A 25171-nucleotide genomic window follows, 5' to 3' on the forward strand; every position below is an offset into this window, starting at 1 on the left:
GAAGGAGGGAAGCATTCCTTAGTCGAAGATGCCGGCTCAGTGGCCGGATCCGAAAGGGATAAGGATTCGGCAGCAGGCTGATTGTGGCCGTTCGCGTCAGGTCGCTCTGCTGTCAGCTATCGCTGATTGCAGTCAGTCACCTGGCATGGTTTGTACGGCCAGTTTCTGTCCGTTGCGTCCTCCAAGCGCGGAATCTGCCAGACTGCCCGAAGAGGAACGCCAACGGTTGCATCGACCTAGGCATCCAGCGACCTCGCGTCGCTGAACAAATCAGGGATGAAATATGAATAATGAGTACACGTTCGCACGATTCTGGCGCTGTGCGCTACAGGTCAATCCTGTCGGCTACAACGGCACCTATAGGGGAGCCGACCATGGGCTGGATGAGGGCGGCTACAACCAAGCCCTGCTTCAGAAGTGCCTTGAGCTGGGCATCAAAGTTGTAGGGTTAGCCGACCACGGCAGCGTGAGCAGCGTCGATGCTTTACGTCAGGTGTTACAGCTGCAAGGGATCGTGGTGTTTCCCGGCTTCGAGATCGCCTCGAACGACAAAACGCATTTCGTCTGTCTTTTCCCCGAGGACACCACGGTGCAGCAGCTTGATCGCTACCTTGGCAACCTCAAGCTGCATGACCCTACAGATGGCATCCGGCCTTCTCGGCTGAGCTCAGAAGATCTGATTGAAGAAGTCGATCTACTTGGTGGGTTCATCTACGCTGCACATTGCACGCAGGACAGTGGCCTGCTGAAAAGCCGCCTGAACCACGTATGGAAGCATCCCAAGCTGCGCGCGGCCCAGATTCCGGGGTCGATAGACGACCTCACGAGCATCGAGAGCGACTTCTATCGCAAGGTGTTCTTGAACAAGGACGAAAGCTACCGGCGTGAGCGCCCTGTGGCAGCGATCAATGCCAAGGATGTAGCCAAGCCTGATGACTTGGATCAGCCGAGCGCAACGTGCTTCATCAAGATGACACGGCCCACTTTCTCAGCTTTCAAGGTGGCCTTCCTCGATCCAGGATCGCGTGTCCGGCTCAACTCGCAGCAGGCCCAAAGTCCGATTGGCAAGGTGGTACGCATGACGGTAGCCGGTGGCTACCTTGATGGCGTCCGGGTGGATTTTTCCGACCATCTCAACACGGTGATCGGCGGCCGTGGAACGGGTAAGTCAACCTTGCTCGAATGCCTGCGCTTCGCCTTGAACTTGCCACCCAAAGGCAAACAGGCTCTGAAGCTCCACCAGGACATCATCAAGGAGAACCTTGGTCGCTCGGCCGGTCGGGTTGAGCTGACAGTGGTGTCCTCTGCCCAGAACGGCAAGCAATACACCATCTCGCGCCGTCATGGCGAGCTGCCGATGGTGCGTGAGATGGATGGCAATATCTCCACCCTACTCCCGCGCGACTTGCTGCCGGGTATCGACATTTACGGGCAGAACGAAATTTACGAGTTGGCCCAAGATGAAACCAGCCGCGTGCAGTTGCTGGATCGCTTTCTTCCTCAAGACGGGGAGTACGAGGCGAAGAGCGCCGACGTGCATAGGCGGTTGAAGGACAACCAACAGAAGCTCACGAAGTCCCTGACCGATCTTGATGAGCTGAATGCACAGGTGGAGCGCTTGCCCAAGCTGGAAGAGCAGCATCGCGGTTTTGATGAACTGGGGATAAAGGAGAAGCTGGCCAAGACCTCACTGATCGCACGCGAGCGAGAGATTTCCAAGACCGCTACTGATGGCGTACAGAGCTTTCGCAACGCGCTTTCAGACCTGCGTGACAGATTGCCAGACCTTGACTTCTTCAACGATGAGGCTCTTCAGGGATTGCCTGACGCTGCACAGTTGCTTGCCATGCGCACAACGCTGGAGGGACTCAAGCAGGGATTCACTGACCATCTGACCGCCATGCAGGCCTTGGTTGATGACAGGGCAGGACAGTTCAGCAACCAGCATGACACATGGCAGCAGGCGATTAAGGCGCACGATACTGAGTTGGAGAAGGCGCTGCGGACGTTGCCCGCCACCGCTGGAAAAAGCGGGCAGGAGATCGGTGTTGCTTATCAAAAGTTGATCGAGGAGATTGAGCGCATCAAGCCCATGAAGTCGCGGGCAACGAATCACGAGTCCCAGCGCGACGCCTTGCTTCAGGAGCGACGCAACTTTTTGGCCGAACTGTCCGATTTGCGTGGGCAACGCATACAGACGTTGCAAAGGGCCGCGAAGAAACTGAACAGGCGACTTGAGGGCAAGCTCAAGGTGGAGATCGTGCCGGAGGCTGACCGCACGCCCTTGATGACCTTCTTGCTGGCTTGCAAGCTGGACGGTGTTGGTGAAAAGCGGCTTGCGTTCATTGAGGAGGCTGAGACGATCAGCCCGCTGTCACTGGCCAAGTCGATTCAGAAAGGATCTGCCGAGGTGCAACTCGATTGGGACGTCACGCAGATGGTGGCCGATGCACTCACCAAGCTCCAGTCTGCTCAACTCATGGAAATGGAAGCCTTGGAGCTGGCGCATCGCGTGGACATCTTTTTGAATGTCGCGCACGGCCAAGCCGATCCGAAATTCCGGCCACTCAACAAGCTCTCTACTGGCCAGCAGTGCACGGCAATCCTGCACATGCTGCTGCTTGAGAGCGTCGATCCCCTTCTGATGGATCAGCCGGAGGACAACCTAGACAACGCCTTCATCGCAGATCGGATCGTCACCGAATTGAGGGAGGCAAAGACCAGTCGGCAGTTCTTGTTCGCAACACACAACGCGAACATCCCTGTGTTCGGCGATGCCGAATGGATTGGCGTGTTCACAGCCGCTGAGAATCATGGATGTCTCGGGTTGGAAGCGCAAGGCTCAATAGACGTTCCTGTGATTCGGGATGAGGTGGCCAGGATTCTGGAAGGCGGGCGCGACGCCTTCATCCAGCGCAAAGAGAAGTACGAGTTCTAAGGTCGTTTTGAAAAGCACCCCGAGAACTCCACCTCGGTGGGCATCTTTGGGGCCAATAGTGGAAATACAGCGACGTAAGTGCGACCCGCAGCTAGCGCAGCAGACGAGCCGTTCACCTATGCGATGCCAGCTCCAGGCGAATAGGAGCCGTTCGAATCGGAGAGGCGACCGGCTGGCTGCAATCTCCAAGAATCAACAGTCAAGGATGTCCGCAGCCCTTGCCGCCTATCACCCTGCCCCGGGCCCTTAACCAGGAGTCACCAGGCCTCCTGGCAAAATCCAAATGATCGGGGCGAGCTTGGCATGAGGGCAACGCTGAACAGGCCCCCCTTGAACAATGGAGCAGCATCAATGGCACTGACAAAAAAGGGTGAGTTCTGGTACGGGACGACGTCCGGCGACACCCAAGCCGAGCTGCGCAGCTACAGCATCGCGAATCGCCACGAGGCCGTCCGGTTTGCCGCGTCCAAATGCGAGTGCGGCTGCCGGACCTTTGCGCTGCAGACGGATGAAGACGCCGGCGTGGCCATCCGCACCTGCACCGACTGCGGGCAAGAACACCTGATGGGCGACAGCGCGGACTATGTTGATGGCGCCACGCCCGAGACGCACGAGTGCGTGTGCGAGAACGAGGTGTTCGAGCTGATGTCGGGCGTCTCCGTGGTCGAGGGCACACATGACGTGCGCTGGTACTACATCGCTTGCCACTGCGTGGAATGCAATCTGGTCGGGGTCTTCGCCGACTGGAAGTGTGAAGCGGGTGATGCGGCGAGCTTCCTCGCCAAGGTTTGAGCGGGCGAGCCCTGCCGAGAGCAGACCTCGCAGCAGAGGCTCTGGCACCCTGACTCAATCCATCCAGCGATCAGGCCGCATGCTGCCTGGCCCACAGCCCGCGCCACCAAGCCAGCAGGCGGGTTAGCCAGCTTCTTGATTGCGGCGCAGCCGAGGCACTGGCAGTCTCAAGCACAGGCTCCGCAGCCACCGGTGCCGCCACCGCCTGCTCAAAGCGGCCAAAAAACTCGCCAATGATTTTTTGGGCCGCGCCGTCCACCACCCGCGAGCCGATTTGCGCCAGCTTGCCGCCGATCTGCACATCGGCGCCATAGCTGAGCAGGCAGCGATCCTCGGCCAAGCTGGCCAGGCTCACCGCCGCCCTGCCCTTGCCAAAGCCTGCCACCCCACCCTGACCGTCAAATTGCACGGTATAGCGATTGGGCACCTCCACGTCCAACATCTGCAGCTGGGCCTTGAAGCGGGCCCGCACCGGGCCCACCGCTGCCATCACCACCACGCTGAGCTGGTCGGGGCCGGTGCGCTCCAGGCTTTCGCAGCCGGGGATGCAGCTTTGCAGTACGGCGTCATCGTTCAATGCGGCCCAGGCCTGGGCCTGGCTGCAGGGCAGCTCGCGTTGACTCTCAATCTTCATCGCTCAAGCCTCCACCAGGGGTGCGGTGGGCACGGCCGCATGTGGGTGCTTTTGCGCGATCACCGCATGCCAGGCGCGCCAGTCGCGGCCCGGGTGTTGCTCGCCGCAAGAGGCGCAAACGCGGGAGGCGTCCGAGCTGGCGTAGAACTGCTGATACAGCGGCGGCAGGTCGCCCACAATGCTTTGCAGCTGCACCTCGTGGCGTTGGATCAGGCCGCCGCAGTGTGCGCAATACCACTGGAAGGCGTCCAAAGAGCCGGGCGCGCGCTGGCGCTCGATCACGGTGCACAAGCTACCGGGTTCGGGGCGCTGGGGTGAATGTTGCACATGGGCGGGCAGCAAAAAGATATCGCCCTCGCGCAGATCCACCCGCTCGAAGCGGCCGCGGTCCCACAGCATCAGGTGGGCGTTGCCCTTGAGTTGGTGGAAGAACTCCTCGTGCGGATCGTCGTGAAAATCGGTGCGGTGGTTGGGGCCGCCGACCACGGTGCAGATGAAATCGGCGTCCTGCCAGATCTGCTGATTGCCCACGGGCGGCTTCAGCTCGGCCGCATGGTCGGCGATCCAGCGGGCGAAGTTGAGGGGGGGACCAAACTTGAGCATCTTGTCTTCTCCTGAGGGTTTGAGTATCAATAGTTCTTGGGGGGCTAGGGGGGTCTGGAAAACCCAGCGCGAGGGCGCGGCAATCGGATCGGGATGGACTGCAAGGCGAAACTTGCAGCCAATAGCCCAGCTATTGGCAAGAGTTTCAACGCAGCAGGCCGCCCGAGTCCGATTGATGGCGCTGCGCGCTGGGTTTTGCAGACCCCCCTCGCTATGATGAGCCTTGCCATGAGCCAAGACACGCCAACGCCCACCCATATCCCAACGCGAAATCTCAGCGGTGCATTGAGCCTGAGCCATCGCCCGGCCAATGTCTCGCTGAAACAGCTGCGTGGCTTTGCGGCCGTGGCGCGCGAGGGCAGCTTCACCCGCGCGGCGGGTCAGTTGTTCCTCAGCCAGTCGGCGCTCTCGGCCCTGATTCGCGGGCTGGAGACCGAGCTGGGCCTGAAGCTGTTTGACCGCACCACCCGACGCCTGGAGTTGACCGAGGCGGCCCGCGAGTTGCTGCCGGCCGTCGAGCGCCTGTTGGCCGATCTGGACCGGGTGGCGGGTGATCTGCGCGATGTGGCCGAACGCCGCCGTGGCCGGGTGCGCCTGGGCACGACGCCGCTGCTGGCGGCCTCGCTGATGCCGGGGCTGTTGCGCAGCTTCAGCCAGCGTTACCCCGAGATCGAGCTGAGCCTGCTGGACGCCAGCGCCGATGTCTTGCTGGCCAAGCTGCGCGCTGGCGAGCTGGACCTGGCCCTGGCCACTTTTGATCAGGACGAGGGCGAGATCGTCAGCGAAGCCCTGCTGCGCGACCCCATGGTGGCCATGTGCCCGCGCGAACATGCCTTGGCCGCTGCCGGCTCCCTGGCCTGGCGCGAGCTGCTGGAGCAGCCCCTGCTCTTCCTGCGCGAGGGCAGCGGCCTGCGCGCCCTGGTGGAGCGCTGCTTTGCGCCCCTGGGCGGTGCGCCCAAGCCGGCGCAAGAAGTAACCCATATCGCCACCGCCATGGCCATGGCGGCGGCCGGCATGGGCATCGCCATCCTGCCGGCCTATGCCTTGCGCGTCTCGCCGCTGGCCAATCTGGTGGGCGTGCCGCTGACCGAGCCGACCATCGCCCGCGAGGTCTCGCTGGCCCATCTGCAGCAGCGCTCGCTCTCGCCCGCAGCGCAGGCCATGCAAGAGCACATCCGGGCGCATTTGCGGGAACAGCTGGGCGAGCATCTGGGGCTTTCCGAACCGAGCAAAGGCCGCGTCAAACGCTCACGCGCGCACGACGACTCATGATGCTGCGCATCACGCTATAGGGCGTGACCATCGAGGTCTTGGGGTTGTCTTTGGAGGCCGTGTTGTTCAGCTGCAAGCGCATCTCGCCAGCGGCGCCGCTGGCCTCGATCTCATGCACATTGCCCTGGATCGTCGGGTCGGCCACCAGTTCGACCTGGGTGGCGTCCATGCCTAAAGTGCAGATCGCCAGCGTGGCGGCCACATTGGCGTTTTTGGGATAGAGCCGGGCGGCGTCGCGCGCGCTGCCGCTGAAGAAAACCGTTGGGGTCTTGATGCTGGCCAGATCCAGCAAGGCCTCGGCCGGCGTATCGCGCCAAGCCAGGGGCGGCTTGCGCGAGCGCAGGCAAACGCGCTCCAGCCCGGCCATGCGCGCGGCCTGCAGATAGTCCAGGCCGGCCAGCGCGCCCGAGGGCAGCAAGAGCTGGCGGCCAGCGGCCTCAGCGGCGGCCTCCAAATCGGCCTGCAGCGCCGAGTCAGACAAGACCCCCACCGAGACCAGGAGCAGATCGCAGCCCGCGCGCAGCACCGCCGCGCCATGGGCTTTGACGGCGCCGTGGCCGGCCGCTTCCACCACCAGATCGGGTTTCAGCGCCAACAGATCCGCCAACTCTGTCAACACCTGCACGCCCTGCCCCTCCCCTTCGGCCACATGCTGGGCCAGGGCGCCGACCAGGCACACACCCTCGCTGGCGCGGGCCTGCAACTCCTGGGCAATCACCCGGCCGATGGCGCCCAGGCCGATCAAGGCCACGCGCAAAGTCGGGCTGTTTGAGTTTGTCGTGTTCGTTGTCATTGCTGCATCTCCAAAGCTTGTTCTACGGTACGGGCGGCCAGCACGGCGGCCAGATGGGCGCGGTAATCGGCCGGGGCGTGGACATCGCTGGACATCAGCTCCTCGTCCACCTTCAGCCCTTTCAGCGCCTCGGGACTGAAGCTGCGGGTCAACGCGGCCTCGAAGGCCGGCAGGCGCACCGCTCCCTGGGCCGTGCCGGTCAGGGCCACGCGGGCGCTGCCATCGTCCAGCTGGGCCACGGCCACACCGACCAGGGCGAAGCGCGAGGCCATCTGCTCTATTTTTTGATAAGCCATGCGGCGCGGCTTGCCAAAGCTGAGGCCACACAGAATCTCATCGGGCTCCAGGGCCGTGCCAAACATGCCGGTGAAGTAGTCATCCACCTCGATTTCACGCCGGTCGGTCTTGAGCCTGGCGCCCAGGGCCAGCACGCCGGCGGGCCAGCAGGCCGCAGGATCGGCATTGGCCAGGGAGCCGCCCAGCGTGCCCATGCTGCGCACCTGCTCGTCGGCGATATGCGAGGCCAGGGCCGCCATGCCGGGCGCAAAGCCGCGCAGCGCGGGGCTGCGCGTCAGGTCGGCATGGGTCTGCATGGCGCCCAGCCAGAGGCGGCCGCTGCCAAGCTCGCGCTGCGCGCGCAACTCGGCCACATCGCGCAAGTCGATCAAGCGCTCGGGCGCCATCAGGCCCAGCTTCATCGCGCCCAGCAGGCTTTGGCCACCGGCCAGCAGCTTGCTGTCCACGCCCTCGCGCAGCAGGGCCAGGGCCTCGCCCAAGGTTTTGACCCGGCAGTACTCGAACTCACGCATGCTGAGCCTGCCCTTCACGTTCGGCGGCCAGCCATTCGCAGATGGCCGCCACAATGCCTTCGTAACCGGTGCAGCGGCAGATATTGCCGCTCAAGGCTCGCGCCACCGCTTCCGTTTCGGCCGGCACACCCTCAGCCAACATGGCCTTGGCCCGCATCAACATGCCGGGCGTGCAGAAGCCGCATTGCAAGGCGTGGTGACGCGAGAAGGCCAGTTGCAAGGGATGCAAAACATCACCCTGAGCCAAGCCCTCCACCGTCTCGATCTCGCTGCCCTCGGCCTGCGCGGCCAAGACATTGCAGGCCTTGACGGCACGGCCATTCATCAACACGGTGCAGGCGCCGCACTGGGCGGTGTCGCAGCCCTGGTGGGTGCCGGTGAGGCCCAGGTCCTCACGCAAGACCTCGATCAAGAGGCTGGCTCGGCGCGGCGTGGGCGCCAGCGGGCAGCTGCGCAGATTGACCTTCAGCTCCATGGCAGATCAGCCCAGTTCCAGGCCGCTCTTGGCGAACTGCTCGCGGATCAAGGCCTTCTCGTCCTCGCTCAACTGCAAGAGCGGGCGGCGCACCGGGCCACCAACCTGGCCCAGCAGTTCCAGCCAGTATTTGCTGTGGGCCTGCGGCTTGCCCTTGGGTTTGCTGGCCTTGAAGGCCTGGCGGGCGGGCTCCAGACTGTCGCGGACCTGGCGGGCCTCGGCGAATTTGCCGGCAAAGGCCAGGCGGGTGTACTCATTGATGCGCTGGTCGGCCGCCGTCTGCAGCAGCAGGGGCGGGGTGGAGCAGAGGTAGAGGCGCCAGCCCAGCTCCTCGATATTGTCCAGCCACTCCTCCTCGGAGGCGGTGCTGACCTGGATCTTGTCGCCCACCAAACGACTCAACTCCACATACATCTCGCGCGGCACGCTGTACTTGATGGCGACGATATTGGGCAGCTCGGCGATGCGGGCGCAGAGCTGGGGGCTCATCAGATAACCGCAGTCCGGGTGGTTCCACATGGCGATGCCGATGTCCAGCTGCTCGCTGATATAGCGGTAGTACTCGTAAATCGTCTCCTCGGTGTCGGCGCCGAAATGCAGCACCGGGCTGTGGACCACGATCCAGTCCGCGCCGCATTCCTGGGCATGGCGGCCCAGAGCCAGCACCGTGTCCAGGTTGGTGTCGGAGCAAGACATCACCGTGCGCGAGCCCTGGGCGCGCGCCTCTTCCGCCGCCCAAGTGAAGCTGCGCTTGCGCTCCTCCAGCGACATGGAGAAGAACTCGCCCTGCTTGCCGCTGACGAACAGCCCGCCCAGCTTGAGCACGCCGGTCCAATGCCGCACATTGGCGCGGAAGCCCGCCTCATCGATGCTGCCGTCGGCCTTGAACGGCGTCAGCATGGCCGCCCACACGCCGGTGAAATGGGCTTTGGCATAGGCCTTGGCTTCTTGCTTGCTGTAGTCCATGGGGATTCCTTCTTAGGTTTTCAAACTGGATTCATGGCGCGCCAGAGCGTGGCGGCCGTGAGCGGGAATTGAAGTGCTGCGGCCTGCGGCTGCACGCCAATGGCGGCGAGCGCGTCATGCGCGGCATTGAGAATCGCGGCCGGCAGGCCGATGCAGCCGGCCTCGCCCACGCCCTTGGCGCCCAGGCGGTTGGCGGCGCTGCGGGTGGGCAGGCTTTCGAGTTGCACACGCGGCATGTCTTCGGCGCGCGGCAGGGCGTAGTCCATCAGGGAGCCGGTCAGAAGCTGGCCGTTCTCGTCATAGGCGATGCGCTCCATCAAGGCCTGACCCAGGCCCTGAGCCAGGCCGCCGATCAGCTGGCCATGGACCAGCTCGGGGTGCACCAGCACACCGGCGTCATCCACCCAGACCAGCTCGCTGATGCGGGGCTGGCCGGTCTGGCGGTCGATCAGCAGCTCCAGCATCAAGCAGCCCGAGGCCCAGGCCTCGTGAGCCACGGTGTGGAAGACCTCCTCGGTGCAGGGCAGCGTCGCGCCTGCGGCCAGCCTGGCTTGCAGCTGCTCGGCCGCCGCCAGAATCGCCGAGCCGCCAATGGCCGTGCTGCGGCTAGCCAGGGCGCCTATGCCAGCCGGGCAGGTGCCGGTATTGCCATGCAAGACCTCCACCTGCTCGGGCAGGCAACCCATGGCCTGGGCGACGATGCGGGCGTAGGCCGTCTCCCGGCCTTGCCCTTGGGCGCTGCTGCCCGTGGCCAGGCGGTAGTGCAGGCCACCCGTTTGAGCGGGGTCCAGCGCCGTCAAGCGGGCGCTCTCGCCGCCCTGGCCGCAGGGTTCCACATACAAGGCCAGCCCCAAGCCTTTCAAAGGCAGGGACGAATCGCTGTTGTGCTGGGCCTGAGCGGCGCGGCGGGCGCGGTAGTCAAACAGAGTGGCGGCGCGCTGCAACAAGGCGGGCAGATCGCAGCGATCCAGCCACTCGCCTTGCGGCAACTCGCGCGGCAACTCCTCCGCGGTCCAGGCATTGGCCAGGCGCAGGTCCAGCGGGTCCAGGCCGCGCCGGCGTGCCGCCTCGTCGACCAGGGCTTCCATCAAGATGCAAGCCTCGGGCCGACCGGCACCGCGAAAGATACCCACGGCCGCCGCATGGCTCAGATGCGCTTGGGCCTGCACCTGCAGGGCCGGCACGCGATAAGGCCCGGGCAGGATGCGCGCCGCATTGCGCAGCGGGGCTGCAGCGCTGAAAGGCATCCAATGGCCCAGCGCAAAGTGCAGCTTCGCCTCCAGAGCTTGGAACTGCCCTTGCTCATCTATCCATAACTGGCCATCCATGCGGGCCGCGCGGCCGTGGGTGCCGGCCAGCAAATCCTCGCCCCGTGTGGCCAGCCAGCGCAGAGGCCGGCCCTGCACCTGGGGCAGACGGGCGGCCCAGGCCAGCATCAAATCCTCAGCAAAAACCGAGGCCTTGCCGCCGAAAGCGCCGCCCACATCGGTGGCGATCACCTGCACCTGCTCGGGCGCCAAGCCCAGGGCGGCGGCCAGGTCCTCACGCGCCCGGCTGGGCGTTTGGGTGGACAGCCAGGTCTGCAGCCTTGCGTTCGCGGCATCCCATTGCATCAGGGCGGCGCGCGGCTCCAGGGGCGCGGCGGCGACGCGCGGCAGGCTCAGATGCGATGCGGCCGTGCTCGGGTGTGCAGGCAAGCTGCCGCTAGAGACCTGAGCTTGCAGGCCCAGATTGCCCGGCACCTCCGCATACAGCTCGGGCGCGGCCGTAGCAAAGTCCAGTACCGGCGGCAGATCGGCATAGTCCACCCAGACCAGATCGGCGGCGGCCTGCGCCTCGTGCAGGTTCTGCGCGATCACCATCGCCACCGGCACCCCGACGGCCAAGACCCGGTCGGCAGGCAGCAGCTCGGCTTGTGGGCAGACCATCTGCGACAGCAGGCGGTTGACGCGAGGCTGGCGCAATGCTGCGAAGTCGGCCGGCGTCAGAACAGCAACCACGCCCGGCTGAGCCTGGGCCTCCTCGATCTGAACACTCTGGATCAAAGCATGCGCGTGCGGGCTGCGAACGAAGACGACGTGCAAGCTGCCGGGCAATTTTTGATTGGCCACAAAACCGCCCTGTCCGCGCAGCAAGCGGGCGTCTTCCACCCGCAGCAGGCCTTGCGGCCTGGCCAAGCGGCTGCCCTCTCCCTGGAAGAACGCGTGGATTCCCTCGTCACCGAGTTGCTTGTTTGCGTGTGCTGTGCTTGCCATGGCCTGCATTGAATCCGCCTGGCGACATTCATGCAAACGCAAAGAATTCGTTGATTCAGTTGTTTTACTTCTGAATAAAACAGGCCGCTCAGCGCCCAAATCGTGCCCAGCCCGCAACGGAGAGCCCGGCATGCAGACAAACACCATGAATCCAAATCAGTATTTATGTATACATTGCAGCAACACTGAATACAAAAGGAGAAAACAAATGACTCAATATCGCAAGACATGGCGGGCCCCGCTAGCGATCGCGCCAACGATCATGCTGCTGGCCGGCCTGCTCGCCACGGCCGGCGCCGTCCAGGCTCAGCAGGCCAAGGCCGCCAGCGGCAACGCCCTCCTCATCTACGGCTTCTTGAAGGCCGATGTAGAAACCGTCAGCGCCAGCGGCATGGACGGCAGCCTCAAGCGCCTGTCCAACAATCTCTCGGTGCTGGGCTTTCGCGCCAGCGAAGACTTGGGGAGCGGCCTGGTCGCCTGGGCGCAGATTGAAACCAACGCCCGTGTCGACACCGGCGACGGCCCCTGGGGCGGCCGCAACACCGGCATCGGCCTGCGCAGCCCCTGGGGCGATCTGCTGATGGGCCAGTGGGAGACGCCGCTACGCTTTGTCTCGGTCTACGCCATCGACCCCTTCACCGCCGGCATCTTTGCCTCCAACAGCCTGATGGGCAATGGCTTTGCCACGGCCGCCAATGCGGCGGCGCCCTCTTCCTTTGACCGCCGCGCGCCCAATCTGATCCAGTACAGCAGCCCGGTGGTGAACGGCATCTCCGGCCGCATCGCCTATGCCCTGAGCGAAGAGAAGACCGCGACGACGAGGCCCGACCTGATCTCCGGCCTGCTCAGCTACAACGCCAATGGCCTCTACCTCGCCTGGGGCCATGAGCGGCATCGCGACTACTTTGGCCCCGGCAGCCTGGATGTGGCCAATCGCTTAGGCGCCGCCTACTCCATGGGCAAGACGCGCTTGCGCGCCGCCTGGGAGCGCCTGCAATACGAGCCGGCCGCCGGCCAAAGCCTGCGCCGGGACGCCTGGCAGCTGGCGGTGACGCATGACATCGGCCAGGGCCAGTTGCGCGCCAGCTATGTGCGGGCGGAAGAGCCCCAAGGCAATGCCACGCAAGGCCTGGGCGGCATGGGCGCCCCGGGGGTGGATTCAGGGGCGCAGCAGGTCTCGCTGGGCTATGGCTACCACTTCTCCAAACGCACCGAGGTCTGGGGGGCCTGGACGCTGATACGCAATGGCCAAGGCGCTGTCTACAACCTCTCGGCAAATAGCTTGCCAGGCTTGAAGCCAGGCCAGGATCCACGCGGCCTAGGCCTGGGCATCACGCACAAGTTCTGAGGCCGGAACTGAGGGCATCAGTCCAGTGCCAGCACCAGGTCTTGCGCCTCGGGCACGCAGCCAGGGGCGATGGGCGTCCAGCCACGCCGAATCACCACTTGCGTTTCGGTATGGCATAGCTCCACCCGCTGGGTGGCGGGCGCCTGGGCGCGCACAAAAGCCTCCAGGGAAGACGGCATGCTGACCTGGTAGCGCAGGGCCGCCAGGTCCTCGGGCGGATGGTCTTCATCGTGGACCCAGGGGATGAAGGCGCCCAGCCACTTCAGCGGGCGCCAGCCCAGCTCCATCGCGGTGGGCTGGTAACCCTGGCCGCGCAGCCAGGCCTGGGCCTGGGCCCGAGCTTCTTCGGTCGCCCCACTCGGCTGCGCGCCCGACCAGGCAGCGGCCAGCATCTCCGCAACCCATTGATTGCAGTTCTGATATTGCAGGCCAAAGGCATAGGCATTGGCGCTGTACTGCGGGTTCAGCATCTGCAGGACCAGGCCCTTGTCCAGGGCGGCGCGTTCCAGCTGAGCCGAGGTCTCGGGCGGCAGGAATAGCAGGGACACAAAGCCCAGCTTGGGGTCGTCGCCACCCAAGACAAAGCCCGCCATGCCTTGATCAAAAATACGCGGCCGCCCTTCATCGCAAGAGAAGTAGAGCTGGCGCACCGACCAAGGCGTGTTCTCGCTCTCGCGCAGGCTGAAGCCCGCATGCGAATAGCGCTGATCAAAGCGCGCCAGGTCCATGCCCGAACGCGCCACCAGGGCCAGGCCGCGGCCCGACTGGTTCAGCTCGTTTTTGACGATCTCGGCAAAGCGCAGCAGCTTGTGCTGCGAGGCCGCATTGGCCGGCGCGGGCCGGTCACAGTAGCCGGTGCTGGAGGCCTGGGCCGCTGCGCCAAAAAAAAGCAAGCAGCCCGCGACAAGCAGGGGGCGAATCAAAGCACAAGCATCAAAGCACAACAGGATTGCTGTGCAATTCCTTGAACCACTCGTCACGCAAGACCAGGAAAAAGGCTTGGCTGGTTTGGGCCACGGCGAACTCCAGGCCGTAAGCATGCTCACGCGCCGTCACCGTGCCGCCTGCCGCCAGATTCGTCTTGGCCAAGGTGGCTGCGGGCAGCAGCAGTTGGAATTCTTCGGCCGGTTGGCCGGCCGGGGTGGCAGCGGCCTGCAAGGTCAGCTGAGCCATGCCGGGCTTGCCAGGCACAGCGGCGATGTCGATGATTTTGTAGTCTCCGGCGGCCACTTTTTTGTCGCCGGTCGAGCTCTTGCTGGAGCCCTGGATGGAGTCCGACAGGCTGCCCACCGAGGTGGAGACGCTGTCCGACACCGAAGACGTAGCCGAGCTGGCGGCCCAGCCTGGGGCGGCGGCCAGGGCCAGCAAGCAGGCCGCGGCCAGGGGTGCAAAAGTCTTGTGAATTTGAGCCATGATGAGCTTCGCCATTCCGGTTAATTTAGACGTTAGTGAGTTGACGCCAAGCAAGGCCTGCGCCACTCACCCGATACGCCATATTAGCCGCTGGCACCGACTCAGAATCCGCGCTTGAGCTGGAGCAAGGCCAAAGCCACCTGATTGGTCGCCGCCGAGAAAGGCGTGCCCGAGTCCAGCATGCGCTTGGCCTCGGCCATCTGGCCCTGGTTGATGCGCCGCGCCACTTCGCCGGCGGCCAGGTGGAATTGCCGGTGCTGCTCCAGCAAGCTGACGAAATCAGGCTTGCCGCCAAAGCGCTGCCGGCCCTTGCCATGCATCCATTGCCCCAGGGCACATCGGTCGTCGCAGGCAATGGTTTCAACGTCCAGCTTCTCATTGCGTTCGATGGCCTTGCGCAGCTTGACCTTCCATTGCCGGTGCGCCTCCACGGCGGAATCCACATCGATGTCCAGAGCCTCTTTCTGCGGGCGATGATGCTCGGCCGCTGAAGCAGGCAGGCGGAAGCCCGCGACCTGCTGGGCCAGGGTCTGCGCCTCGGCCTTCATGGCCGTGGCTCCGGCCGCCGTCTCTTCCACCATGGCCGCGTTCTGCTGGGTGGCCTTGTCCAGATCCTGCACGGCCATGCCCACCTGACCCACGCCCTCGCTTTGCTCGCTGGCGCCCAGGGCGATCTGGGCCAGCAACACATTGATGCGCTCGGCGCTGCCCACAATGTCTTCCATGGTGCTGCCCGCCTCGCGCACGATGCGGGTGCCGCCCTCCACCTTCTCCACGCTGGCGGTGATCAGGCCCTTGATCTCGCGCGCCGCACCGGCGCTGCGTTGGGCCAGGGCCCGCACCTCGGAGGCGACGACCGCGAAACCGCGCCCCTGCTCGCCCGCACGGGCGGCTTCCACCGCGGCGTTGAGGGCCAGGATATTGGTTTGGAAGGCGATGCCGTCGATGACACCGATGATCTCGTTGATCTTGCGCGATGAGTCCTGAATCTCCTCCATGGTCGCCACCATGGAGCCGATCACCACCCCGCCATGCTTGGCGACCTCAGCGTTTTGCGAAGCGATACGGGTGGCTTCCTGCGTGTGGTCCGAGGTCTGGCGCACGGTGGCGCTGATCTGTTCCATGGCCGAGGCCGTTTGCTCCAGATTGGCGGCGGCCTGCTCGGTGCGGGCCGACAAATCCATGGCACCTGCGGCGATCTCGCTGCTGGAGTTCAGGATCTCGTCGCTGGACTCGCGCACGCTGTGCACCATGGTCAGCAAGGACTGCTGCATGGCGCGCAGATCCAGCATCAGCTCGGCCGCCTCGTCGCGGCCCCAGGGGTCGGGCGAGGTGGTCAGATCGCCGCGCGTCATGGCGCCCAGATGGCGGCGTGTCTCGCGCAGGCCGCCGTCCATGACGCGGAAGAAGCAGTAGAAAAGATAGGCCGCCAGCAGCAGAGCCGGCACCAGAACGGCCAGGTTCAGCATCAGGCGCTGCCGACTGGCGGCACGCAAATCATCGATATAAATGCCCGAACCCAGCACCCAGCCCCAGGGCTCAAAGCCCTTGACGTAGGAGAGCTTGTCCACCGGTTTGTCCTGGCCCGGCTTGGGCCATTGGTAGTAGACAAAGCCCGCGCCGTTTTTGCGCACTTCTTGAGCAAAGGCCGTGAACACGGCCAGACCATTGGGGTCCTTGATGCCGGAGCCGTCCTTGCCGTTCAACTCGGGCTTGGTCGGGTGCATCAGGACCTGGGCTTGCAGGTCGTTGATCCAGAAATACTCGTTCTTGTCATAACGCAACTTGGCCACGGCCTGCTTGGCCAGGGTCTGGGCCTGCTCGCGGCTGAGCGAGCCACTGGCTTCCTGCGCCTGCGCCCAGGCCAACACGCCATGAGCAATTTCTACATGCTGGCGGGTGGCGTCTTGACGGCCGCTCAACTCCGCATCGGCTTGCTCCAGCATCTGCCAGGCCAAGAGCCCCAGCAAGGGCAGCAGAAAGCTCAGGGAAATGATGAGGGCCTTGGCGCCGAAGCGCAGGCGCCGGAATAGACGCACTCCCGGTGCCCACAGGCCATGATGGGAGAAGAAGCCAGCGCTAGCGCTGGCGCGCACGGCGGGCGCTACAAATTGCTCGCTTGAAGACATGAGATTCCTCTTCATTTCCGGGGCATGGCGAAGCCGAAACCTACGGCTCCATCCCAAGAAGTATGGGCAGATAGCCTATCGCCAAAGGCCCGAAAAGAGCGCCACAGGGCCGCCAACAAAAGTGCGAGAAGCGGACTTTTTGGCCTTGCCGCGCGAGTTTCAGCGGCGCAGGGCGTCAGGCTCTAGCAAGCTTCCGGGCAGGCCGCTAGGCCGCTTGCGCGCCGGTGGCTGCGCGCTAGGCGCAGGTCCTGAGCGAACACGGCGGCCGCCAGCAGCACCAGACCCAAACCCAGGCCGCAGCTGGCGGGCCAAGCCCCCCATTGCCATGCCAGCGCGCCCAAGGCCGAGCCGCCGGCCGCACCGATGAAGTAGCTGGTCATATAGACCGCATTGATGCGCGAACGCGCATCGGCCTGCAGGCGGTAGATGATGTTTTGATTGCTCAGATGCACACCGGGCAAGGCGATGTCGATCAGCAAAATACCCAGCAGCAAGAGCCCGAGCTGGCTGCTGCCCCACCAGAATGCCGCCCAACTCAGAGCGAAGAGCAGCAAGGAAGCGCCGCTGACGCGCTGCGCCCAGCCCCGGTCCGCCAGCCGCCCCACCACGCTGGCCGACAAAGCGCCCACCACCCCGACCAAGCCCACCAGGCCGATCTGCGCATCACTCAGCTCAAAGCCCGGCCCGGCCAGCAGCAGGGCCAGAGTGGAGAACAGCACGCTCATGGAGCCAAAACACAGGGCGCCCAGCAAGGAGCGGGTGCGCAGCCGCGGGTAGCGCCGCAAGAGCCCGGCCATGGAAGCCAGAATTTGCAGATAGCCCGCCGGCTGCGCATTGCGCGAGCGCGGCAGCTGCCAGGCCAGCAAGGCCGCCAGCGCCAGCATGGCCACGGCGCCCAGGCGATAGACCAGCTGCCAGCTGCCCATGCTGGACAACACCCCCGCCGCGCTGCGCGCCAGCAAGATGCCGGCCAGCAAGCCGCTCATCACCAGACCCACGGCGCGGCCGCTGCGCGCCGGCTCGGACAAGGTGGCCGCCATGGGCACCAGCACCTGAGCCGCCACCGAGAAGAGGCCCGTCATCACCGTGCCCAGCAAAAGCAGCTCGAAATTGGGCGCAAAGCCGCTGATGGCCAGGCCCAGGGCCGCCAGCAGCATCAGGCCTACCGAGAGGCTGCGCCGCTCCAGCTTGTCACCCAAGGGCACGAGGAAGAGCAGGCCCAGGGCGTAAGACACCTGGGCCAGGGTGACGGTCAAGGCCGCCTTGCCCTCGCTCAAGTTCAAGGCCTGGGCAATGGAATGCAGCAGGGGCTGATTGAAGTAATTGCTGCCCGCACACAGGCCGGTGGCCACGGCCATCAGCAACAAGGTGGGGGTGCGCAAAATCGTGGCGGCCGGGGCCGCCGAGGCAGAGTTGGGTAAAGCAGAAGAAGAGAGCAAAGACATTAACACCGGTGCCAAGAAAACAAGGGCGCCAGTATCAAAGCTCAAGCCCACTTGAGATCAAGCCCCCCGCTTCAAGACCTTGGCCAGCCGGGCTCTTTCATCCGGCTTGCGCACAAACGGGAGGCTCAGGGCTTGCGGGCTGCGGCCGCGGCTGCGCGCTCGCCATCTTCCTTGATGTGCTTCAAGAAATAGCGCAGATAGAACACTCCCAAGCCCAGGGTGATGCTGAGGCCGGCCACACTCATCAGGCCCACATCGGTCGAGAACAGAACATTCCAGGCAGTCATCGCTTTTCTCCAGTGTCGACCCTCCATCAGGTCGACTTCCATTGGGCGCCCGGGGTCGCGGAGTCTTGTTGAGCTTGCGCAAAGGCACGCGAAGCAGACTTTGCACTGCGTCAAACAAAGCTGCAGGGCTTGGTATTCACCAGTGAGTAAGGCGTTATGCCCCAAAATGATCCAGATCAAGCACTGCCATCTAGCGAGCCCACGATGCCAGAAAGTCGCCCCATCAACGTCATCAGCGCCATCACGCCCCAAGCCGGCAAGACCTGGCCCCTGCTGCGCCTGGGCCTAGCCCTGCTGACCCTGGGCGCGATTGCCTGGCAGCTCAGCATCAATCTGAGCCTGGCGATGGACCCGGTCAATTTCTTCAGCTACTTCACCAATCTGTCCAATCTGCTCGCCGCCAGCGTGCTCTTGGTGCTGACCCTGGACGAGTTGCTTTGGCAAGGCCGCCTCGCGGCCCGGCCGGCCATGCAAAGGCTGCGCGCGCTGTCGATTCTCAATATGCTGGTGGTCGGCCTGGTGTTTGTGCTGCTTCTGCGCCATGTGGACCTGGGCGCCCTGCGGCCCTGGATCAACACGGTCTTGCACTATGTGATGCCCTGCGCCCTGCTGCTGGATTGGTGGCTGCGGCCGCAGGCCAGCGGACAGGTCTTGAGCTTCAGCGCCAAGTCCCTGGGCCTGAGCCTGGCCTTCCCCCTCGTCTACCTGGTTTACACAATGCTGCGTGGTGCGGCCACCGGCTGGTACCCCTACCCCTTCCTCAGACCCGAGCAAGCGGGTGGCGCGGCGGCCGTGGCGGCCTATGCCCTGGGCATCGCGCTCAGCTTTGTGGCGGCCCACGCCTTGCTGCTGGGGCTGGCCCGCTGGCGCCAGGCGGGCCGAGGAATTTAGACTCCGCTCACCCACCCTGAAGGAAGCCCATGCTGCGCCCCGGCCCCCTGAACCTGATCACCGACGTCCCCGGCCTGCGCGTGGGCCACGCCAGCGACGAAGCCTGCCGCAGCGGCGTCACGAGCTTGTTGGTCGACGGCTTCTGGGCCGCAGGTGTGGACGTGCGCGGCGGCGGCCCTGGCAGCCGCGAGACCGAGGTGCTCTCACCGGAGAACTTAGTCGGCCGGGCCCATGCCATCGTGCTCAGCGGCGGCTCGGTGTTCGGCCTGGCCGCCGCCGATGGCGTTGCCGCCGCTCTATCCCATGCGGGTCTTGGCCTGCGCTTGACCGAGGGCTCGCCCGCCATCCCCATCGTGCCGGCCGCCGTGCTGCACGATCTGGGCAATGGGGGTGACAAAGCCTGGGGCCTGAACCCACCTTACCGCGATCTGGGCCTGGCCTCGGTGGCTGCGGCGCAGCGAGACTTCGCCCTGGGCCGAGTGGGCGCCGGGCGCGGTGCCATGGCTGGCCTCATCCCTGGCGGCCTGGGCTCGGCCTCGCTGGACTTGGGCGACGGGCTGCTGGTTGGCGCCCTGGTCGCGGCCAATCCGGTCGGCTCGGCCCTGATGCCCGATGGCCAAACCTTCTGGGCCTGGCCGTTTGAGATTGACGCAGAGTTTGGTGGGCACAGGCCGCTTGGCACTGCGCCGGTGATCGAGCCCGTGCCCGACCAGTCCAAGCTGGCGGCCCTGGGCCGCCACCAGGCCGGTGCCAACACCACGCTGGCCATCGTGGCCTGCAATGCCGATCTGACCAGCGCCGAATGCAAACGCCTGGCCATGATGGCGCAAGACGGCCTGGCCCGCGCTGTGCGCCCGGCCCACACCCCGTTTGATGGCGACACCGTGTTCGCCCTGGCCGGTGGCCAGCAGCAGCTGGGCGATGGCATGGCGCGCCAGGTTCAGATCGCCCGCCTCGGCTCCGCCGCGGCGGACTGCCTGGCGAGGGCGATTGCCCGCGCCGTCTATCTGGCCAACTTGGAATGACGCAGGGATAAAGCCCGGTCCAGATCCGGCGTGGCCGCCAGCAAGGCCTGGGTCACCGGATGTTGAGGCCGGCTGAACAAGGCCTCGGTCGCACCGCTCTCGACGATGCGGCCGGCATCCATCACATGCAAGACATCGGTGACGGCCCGCACCACAGCCAGGTCGTGCGAGACAAACAGCAGGGCCAGGCCCAGCTCCTGCGACAAGCGATCCAGCAGGGCCAGGATCTGCGCCCGCAGCGACACATCCAGGGCCGACACCGCCTCGTCCAGCACCAGCAACTGGGGCTGCACGATCAGGGCTCGGGCAATGGCGATGCGCTGCCGCTGGCCGCCCGAGAACTGATGGGCATAACGGTCCATATCCTCGGCAGCCAGGCCGACCAGCTCCAGCAAATCCCCGACCCGCTGACGCAGGCGGGCCGAGTCGGCGTCCTCGCCCAGCAGATGCAAGGGCTCGGCCACCAGCTGCCAGACCCGCCAGCGCGGATCGAAGCTGCCGTAAGGGTCTTGGAACACGATTTGCACCAAGCGACGCAGCTCGCGCTGCGAGGCATCCATGCCGCCCCAAAAACGCTGGCCTTGCAAAAGCACCTCGCCGCCCTGGGGCTTGTCCAGGCCCAGCACGCAGCGCAAAAGCGTGGACTTGCCGCAGCCCGAGGCACCGACTAGACCTAACCTCTCACCCCGGCGGATCTGCAAGGACACGCCGTCCACCGCTCGCGTCTGCGCTTCCTGGGCACGCCAGAGCATGCCGCTGCGGGCGAAGAAACTGCGCCGCAAATCACGCAGCTCCAGCAAGGGGGGGGCCTGCGAGAACGACTCCTCAGCGGCTTCTGGCTGCTGCTGCGCCGCAAGCCTGGGGCTGAGCCTGGAATGCGCCAGCAGATGGCGGCTGCCCTGCTCCCTGGGTTGGCTCAGCATCTGCAAGGTGTCGCCCTGCTCCAGCAGGCGGCCGCCCTGCATCACCGCCACCCGGTCGGCCAGCTCGGCCACCACGGCCAGGTCATGGCTGATCAGGATCAGGGCACAGTCCTGGGCCCGCACCCGCTCGCGCAGCAGAGCCAGGATCTGGGCCTGGGTCACCACATCCAAGGCGGTGGTGGGTTCGTCGGCGATCAAGAGCTTGGGGCTGAGCGCCAGGGCCATGGCAATCGCCACCCGCTGCCGCTGGCCGCCCGAGAGTTCATGCGGCAATCGCGCCATGCCGATCCGAGACTCGGGCAGGCCCACCTGGTCCAGCAACTCGGCCGCGCGGGCCAGCGCCGCCCGGCGCCCCAGGCCCGGCCGGCCGGCGCGCGGCAGACGCAAGACCTCGGCCACCTGATCGCCTATGCGCATCAAGGGGTTGAGCGCCGTCATCGGCTCCTGAAAAACCATGGCAATTTCGCTGCCACGGCGGGCATTCATCTGCAGCTCATCCAGCGCCAGCAAGTCCTGCCCCGCCAGCAAGACCTGACCCTCGATCTCGGACTGCGGCGGCGCCAGGCCCATCAGGGCCAGGGCCGTCAGCGATTTGCCCGAGCCCGATTCGCCCACCAGACCCAGGATTTCACCGGCCTGCAGCTGCAGACTCAAGTCCTGCACCAGGGGCTGGCCGGCGATCGCCAGCCGCAAACCGCGGATGTCCAGCAGGGGCGCGTTCACCGTCAAGCTCATGGCATGGCCTTCGCGGCTTCACGCTGCGGGTCCCAGTGCTGGCGCAGGCCTTCGCCCAGCAGATTGAAACCCAGCACGGCCAGCACCAGGGCCAGGCCGGGGAACAAGGCCAGGCTGGGCGCCAGGGCCGTCAGGGTTTGGGCTTCGGCCAACATACGGCCCCAGCTGGCGACCGGCGGCTGGGCGCCCAGGCCCAGATAAGACAAGCCCGCCTCGGCCAAGAGCCCGACAGAAAACTGGATGCTCAGCTGCACCAGCAACAAGCCGCTCAGATTGGGCAATAGGTGTTGCCAGGAGATCAGCAGCGGCCCCTTGCCCGCCACCCGCGCGGCCAGGATGAAATCACGCGCCCACAAGCTCAGCGCGCCGGCCCGCACGACGCGGGCAAACACCGGCACATTGAACACGGCGATCGCCAGGATCACGCTGCTGCGCCCCGGGCCCAACCAGGTGCTGAGCAGAATCGCCAGCAGCAAGGAGGGGAAGGCAAACACCACATCACCCGCCCGCATCACCGCCTCGTCCACCCAGCCCGCCCGCGCCGCCGCCCACAGGCCCAGCGGCAGGCCCAGGCAAGCGCCCAGGCTGACCGCCACAAAGGCCACGCCCAGCGAGGTGGCCGCGCCCTTCATCAGCAAGGACAGCACATCGCGCCCTAACTGATCGGTGCCCAGCCAATGCTGGGCGCTAGGCCCTTGCAAGCGTTGCGAGACGGCCAGCTGGCTGATGTCATACGGCGTCCAAACGGCGGACAAGAGGCCCAGCAGCAAAAAGCCCAGACCCAGGGCCAAGCCGAGGCGCAGCGAGGTGTTGGCCGGCTTCATGCTCATGCTTGCGCCACCCGGTTGCCGATGCGCGGGTCGGCCACGCGGTAAGCCATCTCCACCACAAAGGAGACGGCCGCCACCGCCACGGCCAGCAGCAGCACCAGACTTTGCAGCAGGATCAGATCGCGCTGGGCCACGGCCTGGAACAAAAGCCGGCCCAAGCCGGGCAGGAAAAACACGTTCTCGATGATGACGGCCCCCGCCAGCAGAAAAGAAAACTGCATGCCCAGAATCGTCAGCACCGGCACCAGGGCATTGGGCAAGGCATGGCGCAACAAGGCCTGCCAGGCGCTCAAGCCCTTGGCGCGCGCGCTGCGCAGATAGTCTTCATGCAGGCAGGCGATCAAGGCGCCGCGCAGCACCCGCGCCAAAATGGCCGCCTGCGGCAAGGCCAGGGCCAGGGCGGGCAGCAGCAGGGATCGCAAGGCCGCCCCGGGCCCTGCCTCCCAGCCCTCAAAGCCACCGGCCGGCAGCCAGCGCAGGCCCACGGCAAACACCAGCACCAGCAAAAGCCCCAGCCAGAAATTCGGCACGGCCACGCCCAGCTGGGTCAGGCTGCTCAAAAAGCCATCCACCCAGCTGCCACGTCGATGCGCAGCGATCAGGCCCACAGGCAGGGCGAGCAAGACCGCCAGGCTCAGCGCCAACACGGCCAGGGGCAGCGAGACCTGCAAGCGCTCTTGCAGCAATTGGCTCACCGGCACCCGGTAGGTGTAGCTGCGGCCGAAGTCGCCTTGCACAAAGCCCCAGATCCACTGGCCGTAGCGCTGCAGCGCGGGCGCATCCAGGCCCAGCTGCTGGCGCAAGGCAGCCAGCACCTCGGCATCCGCATTCAGCCCCATCATGTAGCGCGCCGGATCGCCCGGCGCCAGCTGCACCAGCACAAACACAAGGCCGCTGGCCAAGACCAGGGTCAGGCCAAGACCCAGCAGGCGCTGGGCCAGCCAACGCGGGCCGCTGCGCCGCAAGGCCAGGGCCATCAGGGCCGCCAGACCGGTGGCCGCCAGGCCCAAGACGGCCAGCGTCAACCACGCGCCCCAACCCCAAGCCCGACTGCCCTGGGCGGGCAGATTGAATGAACCCAGCGCACCCGGCGCATAAGACGCCGCGCCCAGCTGCACCACGCCCAGGGCATTGGGCGGGCCGCCCAGACGCAGCTGCGCATTGCGCACCAGCAGGCGCGGGTACTGGAACAGAAAGCCGTTGACCGCATCCTCGCTGAGCTTGCGCTGAATCTCCTGCAAAAGCTCATGCCGGGCAGCTGGCTCCGTTTGCTCATCCAGCCTGGCCAGCAAGGCCTTGAAGGCCGCACTTTGGTAGCCGAAGTAATAGCCCTCGCGGCCGTAGATGGTGTAGTCCAGCGGCTCCACATGGGCGACCACGCTGAGTTCAAAGTCGTGCCGCTTGTAGACCTGGTCCAGCCACTGCGCCCACTCCAGGTTTTCGATGCGAACCTGGATGCCCACCTGGGCCAGCTGGGCGGCGATGATCTCGCCGCTGCGCCGCGCATAGGGCGTGGGCGGCAGCTTCATGCGCAGGCTCAAACCCTGAGCCAGGCCCACCTGAGCCAGCAGGCTGCGGGCCCGCTGCGGGTCATAGCGATAGACCCCGGTCAGGTCCACATACGCCGCATTGCTGGGCGGGAAATGGCTGCCAATCGGCTGGCCAAAACCAAACATCGCGCCCTCGATCAGGGCGCGTCGGTCGATGGCATGGGCTATCGCGCGTCGCACCGCCAGCTGGGCCAGAGCCGGGTGGCGGTGGTTGAGCGAGAGAATCGTCTCGCCTTCGCTGGAGGCTATCTCCACCGCAAAGCGCGGGTCGGCCTGGAACTGGGCGATGTTCTCGGGCGCGGGGAAGTTGGAAAACAAATCCACATCGCCCGCCATCAGCGCCGCAAACGCGGCCGAGGGGTCGGCGATGAAACGGTAGCTGGCCTGGGCGATGGCCGGGCGGCCGCCCCAGTAGCCGTCGAAGCGGCGCAGCTCCACCGCCTCGCCGCGCCGCCAGGCCTCGAAGCGATAGGGGCCGGTGCCGACCGGATGGCTGCTATTCGTCGCCGCCGTGGCGGGCGCCACCATCACCAGGGCGCCGGCACCCAAGGCTTGCAACAAACCACCCTGGCGACGCAGCAGCTGGATGCGCAGACGCAAGGGGCCGAGCACTTCCACCGCATGGATAGCTTGCAAGCTGGAGCGCTGCGGGTTGATGGAGCCCTGCGCCCGGGCGCGGTCCAGCGAGAACTTGGCGACCGCAGCGTCGAAAGGCGTGCCGTCGTGGAAGCGCACGCCGGGCCGCAGCGCAAACTCATAGCTGAGGCCATCGGGCGCGATGTCCCAGCGCAGGGCCAGCCGGGGCTGGGGCTCGCCGTCGGCACCCAGCGTTAGCAGGCCTTCGAAGACATTGCCGTAGACCAGCTCGCTGATGGGCGCGGCCGCACCCGCCGTGGGGTCCAGAATCGGCGGCTCCAGCTGCAAAGCCACGCGCAGGCGCTGCTCTTGCGGCGCAGGTTCAGCCGCCGCCTGCGCGGCAGAGGCAAAGACAAGCCCCAGCCAGGCCAGCAACAGCAGGCCCAGCCGCAGAACGCGTCCCAGGGTCGATGTCAGCAAGA

21 protein-coding genes are annotated in these 25171 nt (G+C 65.5%); 6 read left to right on the top strand and 15 right to left on the bottom strand.

The features are described from left to right. Nucleotides 1-283: 283 nt before the first annotated feature. Together DBR47_RS04420 and DBR47_RS04425 are read left to right on the top strand one after the other, a co-directional pair. Nucleotides 284-2938 (top strand): TrlF family AAA-like ATPase, encoded by a 2655-nt coding sequence (locus DBR47_RS04420; RefSeq protein ID WP_124447332.1) that lies wholly within the window; start codon nt 284-286, stop codon nt 2936-2938. Between the two features lie 351 nt (nt 2939-3289). Further along, nucleotides 3290-3730, top strand: a complete 441-nt coding sequence (locus DBR47_RS04425) for a hypothetical protein (RefSeq protein WP_124447333.1) — start codon at nt 3290-3292, stop codon at nt 3728-3730. A 70-nt stretch (nt 3731-3800) separates the two neighbouring features. Here DBR47_RS04425 and DBR47_RS04430 read toward each other — a convergent pair whose 3' ends face one another. Together DBR47_RS04430 and DBR47_RS04435 are read right to left on the bottom strand one after the other, a co-directional pair. Beyond that, a complete protein-coding gene (locus tag DBR47_RS04430) occupies nt 3801-4364 on the bottom strand; it encodes a CoxG family protein (RefSeq protein WP_124447335.1) in 564 nt (187 codons plus the stop codon). A gap of 3 nt (nt 4365-4367) precedes the next feature. Further along, nucleotides 4368-4967 carry a 3-hydroxyanthranilate 3,4-dioxygenase gene (locus DBR47_RS04435; RefSeq protein ID WP_124447337.1) on the bottom strand — a complete coding sequence of 200 codons (600 nt, stop codon included), beginning with the start codon at nt 4965-4967 and terminating at the stop codon, nt 4368-4370. Nucleotides 4968-5195: 228 nt separating this feature from the next. Between DBR47_RS04435 and DBR47_RS04440 the strand changes: the two genes are divergently transcribed. Further along, on the top strand, nt 5196-6239 hold the full coding sequence (locus DBR47_RS04440) for a LysR family transcriptional regulator (RefSeq protein ID WP_197046865.1): 1044 nt from the start codon (nt 5196-5198) through the stop codon (nt 6237-6239). Here the strand turns inward: DBR47_RS04440 and DBR47_RS04445 are convergent. Genes DBR47_RS04445 through DBR47_RS04465 form a run of 5 tightly spaced genes read right to left on the bottom strand, consistent with a single transcriptional unit; the run spans nt 6208 to nt 11537 of the window. Next, entirely contained in the window at nt 6208-7032 is an 825-nt protein-coding gene (locus DBR47_RS04445; protein ID WP_124447341.1) for an aspartate dehydrogenase, read from the bottom strand. The two genes, DBR47_RS04440 and DBR47_RS04445, sit on opposite strands and share 32 nt — an antisense overlap. Then, entirely contained in the window at nt 7029-7841 is an 813-nt protein-coding gene (locus tag DBR47_RS04450) for a xanthine dehydrogenase family protein subunit M (RefSeq protein ID WP_124447344.1), read from the bottom strand. Before DBR47_RS04450 ends, DBR47_RS04445 begins: the two co-directional genes overlap by 4 nt. Then, nucleotides 7834-8316 (bottom strand): (2Fe-2S)-binding protein, encoded by a 483-nt coding sequence (locus DBR47_RS04455; protein ID WP_124447346.1) that lies wholly within the window; start codon nt 8314-8316, stop codon nt 7834-7836. The genes DBR47_RS04450 and DBR47_RS04455 overlap by 8 nt, the downstream gene beginning before the upstream one ends. Before the next feature lie 6 nt (nt 8317-8322). Continuing rightward, nucleotides 8323-9282 carry a dihydrodipicolinate synthase family protein gene (locus tag DBR47_RS04460; RefSeq protein ID WP_124447348.1) on the bottom strand — a complete coding sequence of 320 codons (960 nt, stop codon included), beginning with the start codon at nt 9280-9282 and terminating at the stop codon, nt 8323-8325. Nucleotides 9283-9302: 20 nt separating this feature from the next. Further along, on the bottom strand, nt 9303-11537 hold the full coding sequence (locus DBR47_RS04465; RefSeq protein ID WP_124447350.1) for a xanthine dehydrogenase family protein molybdopterin-binding subunit: 2235 nt from the start codon (nt 11535-11537) through the stop codon (nt 9303-9305). Between the two features lie 208 nt (nt 11538-11745). Here DBR47_RS04465 and DBR47_RS04470 point away from each other — a divergent pair, with 208 nt between their 5' ends. Continuing rightward, the gene (locus DBR47_RS04470; protein WP_231512120.1) at nt 11746-12885 is read left to right on the top strand and encodes a porin; all 1140 of its coding nucleotides are present in this window, start codon (nt 11746-11748) and stop codon (nt 12883-12885) included. Between the two features lie 17 nt (nt 12886-12902). Here the strand turns inward: DBR47_RS04470 and DBR47_RS04475 are convergent, their stop codons facing one another. The 5 genes from DBR47_RS04475 to DBR47_RS04495 all read right to left on the bottom strand — a co-directional run bounded on the left by DBR47_RS04475 (nt 12903) and on the right by DBR47_RS04495 (nt 18159). Continuing rightward, on the bottom strand, nt 12903-13778 hold the full coding sequence (locus DBR47_RS04475) for a DUF2145 domain-containing protein (RefSeq protein ID WP_231512121.1): 876 nt from the start codon (nt 13776-13778) through the stop codon (nt 12903-12905). A 40-nt stretch (nt 13779-13818) separates the two neighbouring features. Next, the gene (locus tag DBR47_RS04480; protein WP_231512122.1) at nt 13819-14298 is read right to left on the bottom strand and encodes a hypothetical protein; all 480 of its coding nucleotides are present in this window, start codon (nt 14296-14298) and stop codon (nt 13819-13821) included. 101 nt (nt 14299-14399) lie between these two features. Then, complete coding sequence (locus DBR47_RS04485) at nt 14400-16427, bottom strand: methyl-accepting chemotaxis protein (RefSeq protein ID WP_148090412.1); 2028 nt, start codon at nt 16425-16427, stop codon at nt 14400-14402. A gap of 182 nt (nt 16428-16609) precedes the next feature. Next, a complete protein-coding gene (locus DBR47_RS04490) occupies nt 16610-17872 on the bottom strand; it encodes an MFS transporter (protein ID WP_124447354.1) in 1263 nt (420 codons plus the stop codon). Nucleotides 17873-17997: 125 nt separating this feature from the next. Next, nucleotides 17998-18159, bottom strand: a complete 162-nt coding sequence (locus DBR47_RS04495) for a DUF3149 domain-containing protein (RefSeq protein WP_124447356.1) — start codon at nt 18157-18159, stop codon at nt 17998-18000. A 204-nt stretch (nt 18160-18363) separates the two neighbouring features. On the opposite strand from DBR47_RS04495, the gene DBR47_RS04500 reads away from it, so the two are divergent. Further along, a complete protein-coding gene (locus DBR47_RS04500) occupies nt 18364-19050 on the top strand; it encodes a Pr6Pr family membrane protein (RefSeq protein ID WP_124447358.1) in 687 nt (228 codons plus the stop codon). 29 nt (nt 19051-19079) lie between these two features. Continuing rightward, nucleotides 19080-20075, top strand: a complete 996-nt coding sequence (locus tag DBR47_RS04505; protein WP_124447360.1) for a P1 family peptidase — start codon at nt 19080-19082, stop codon at nt 20073-20075. Here the strand turns inward: DBR47_RS04505 and DBR47_RS04510 are convergent. From DBR47_RS04510 to DBR47_RS25425, 3 genes are read right to left on the bottom strand one after another with little or no spacing between them, the layout of a single operon-like run. After that, nucleotides 20054-21733 (bottom strand): ABC transporter ATP-binding protein, encoded by a 1680-nt coding sequence (locus tag DBR47_RS04510; protein ID WP_124447362.1) that lies wholly within the window; start codon nt 21731-21733, stop codon nt 20054-20056. The genes DBR47_RS04505 and DBR47_RS04510 overlap by 22 nt on opposite strands. Then, a complete protein-coding gene (locus tag DBR47_RS04515) occupies nt 21730-22563 on the bottom strand; it encodes an ABC transporter permease (protein WP_124447364.1) in 834 nt (277 codons plus the stop codon). Before DBR47_RS04515 ends, DBR47_RS04510 begins: the two co-directional genes overlap by 4 nt. Then, nucleotides 22560-25169 (bottom strand): ABC transporter substrate-binding protein, encoded by a 2610-nt coding sequence (locus DBR47_RS25425; protein ID WP_197046866.1) that lies wholly within the window; start codon nt 25167-25169, stop codon nt 22560-22562. Before DBR47_RS25425 ends, DBR47_RS04515 begins: the two co-directional genes overlap by 4 nt. Between the last annotated feature and the right edge of the window lie 2 nt (nt 25170-25171).

The organism is Paucibacter sp. KBW04 (assembly GCF_003852425.1).
In the GTDB taxonomy this organism is placed as follows: Bacteria; Pseudomonadota; Gammaproteobacteria; order Burkholderiales; family Burkholderiaceae_C; genus Paucibacter_A.

What these genes read in the sequence shown, in the direction of transcription:
- DBR47_RS04515 (WP_124447364.1), bottom strand. Translation starts at nt 22,563, where the DNA reads ATGAGCATGAAGCCGGCCAACACCTCGCTGCGCCTCGGCTTGGCCCTG.
- DBR47_RS04460 (WP_124447348.1), bottom strand. Translation starts at nt 9,282, where the DNA reads ATGGACTACAGCAAGCAAGAAGCCAAGGCCTATGCCAAAGCCCATTTC.
- DBR47_RS04440 (WP_197046865.1), top strand. Translation starts at nt 5,196, where the DNA reads ATGAGCCAAGACACGCCAACGCCCACCCATATCCCAACGCGAAATCTC.
- DBR47_RS04465 (WP_124447350.1), bottom strand. Translation starts at nt 11,537, where the DNA reads ATGGCAAGCACAGCACACGCAAACAAGCAACTCGGTGACGAGGGAATC.
- DBR47_RS04490 (WP_124447354.1), bottom strand. Translation starts at nt 17,872, where the DNA reads ATGTCTTTGCTCTCTTCTTCTGCTTTACCCAACTCTGCCTCGGCGGCC.
- DBR47_RS04505 (WP_124447360.1), top strand. Translation starts at nt 19,080, where the DNA reads ATGCTGCGCCCCGGCCCCCTGAACCTGATCACCGACGTCCCCGGCCTG.
- DBR47_RS04500 (WP_124447358.1), top strand. Translation starts at nt 18,364, where the DNA reads ATGCCAGAAAGTCGCCCCATCAACGTCATCAGCGCCATCACGCCCCAA.
- DBR47_RS04455 (WP_124447346.1), bottom strand. Translation starts at nt 8,316, where the DNA reads ATGGAGCTGAAGGTCAATCTGCGCAGCTGCCCGCTGGCGCCCACGCCG.
- DBR47_RS04425 (WP_124447333.1), top strand. Translation starts at nt 3,290, where the DNA reads ATGGCACTGACAAAAAAGGGTGAGTTCTGGTACGGGACGACGTCCGGC.
- DBR47_RS04495 (WP_124447356.1), bottom strand. Translation starts at nt 18,159, where the DNA reads ATGACTGCCTGGAATGTTCTGTTCTCGACCGATGTGGGCCTGATGAGT.
- DBR47_RS04485 (WP_148090412.1), bottom strand. Translation starts at nt 16,427, where the DNA reads ATGTCTTCAAGCGAGCAATTTGTAGCGCCCGCCGTGCGCGCCAGCGCT.
- DBR47_RS04450 (WP_124447344.1), bottom strand. Translation starts at nt 7,841, where the DNA reads ATGCGTGAGTTCGAGTACTGCCGGGTCAAAACCTTGGGCGAGGCCCTG.
- DBR47_RS04480 (WP_231512122.1), bottom strand. Translation starts at nt 14,298, where the DNA reads ATGGCTCAAATTCACAAGACTTTTGCACCCCTGGCCGCGGCCTGCTTG.
- DBR47_RS04435 (WP_124447337.1), bottom strand. Translation starts at nt 4,967, where the DNA reads ATGCTCAAGTTTGGTCCCCCCCTCAACTTCGCCCGCTGGATCGCCGAC.
- DBR47_RS04510 (WP_124447362.1), bottom strand. Translation starts at nt 21,733, where the DNA reads ATGAGCTTGACGGTGAACGCGCCCCTGCTGGACATCCGCGGTTTGCGG.
- DBR47_RS04470 (WP_231512120.1), top strand. Translation starts at nt 11,746, where the DNA reads ATGACTCAATATCGCAAGACATGGCGGGCCCCGCTAGCGATCGCGCCA.
- DBR47_RS04420 (WP_124447332.1), top strand. Translation starts at nt 284, where the DNA reads ATGAATAATGAGTACACGTTCGCACGATTCTGGCGCTGTGCGCTACAG.
- DBR47_RS04445 (WP_124447341.1), bottom strand. Translation starts at nt 7,032, where the DNA reads ATGACAACGAACACGACAAACTCAAACAGCCCGACTTTGCGCGTGGCC.
- DBR47_RS04430 (WP_124447335.1), bottom strand. Translation starts at nt 4,364, where the DNA reads ATGAAGATTGAGAGTCAACGCGAGCTGCCCTGCAGCCAGGCCCAGGCC.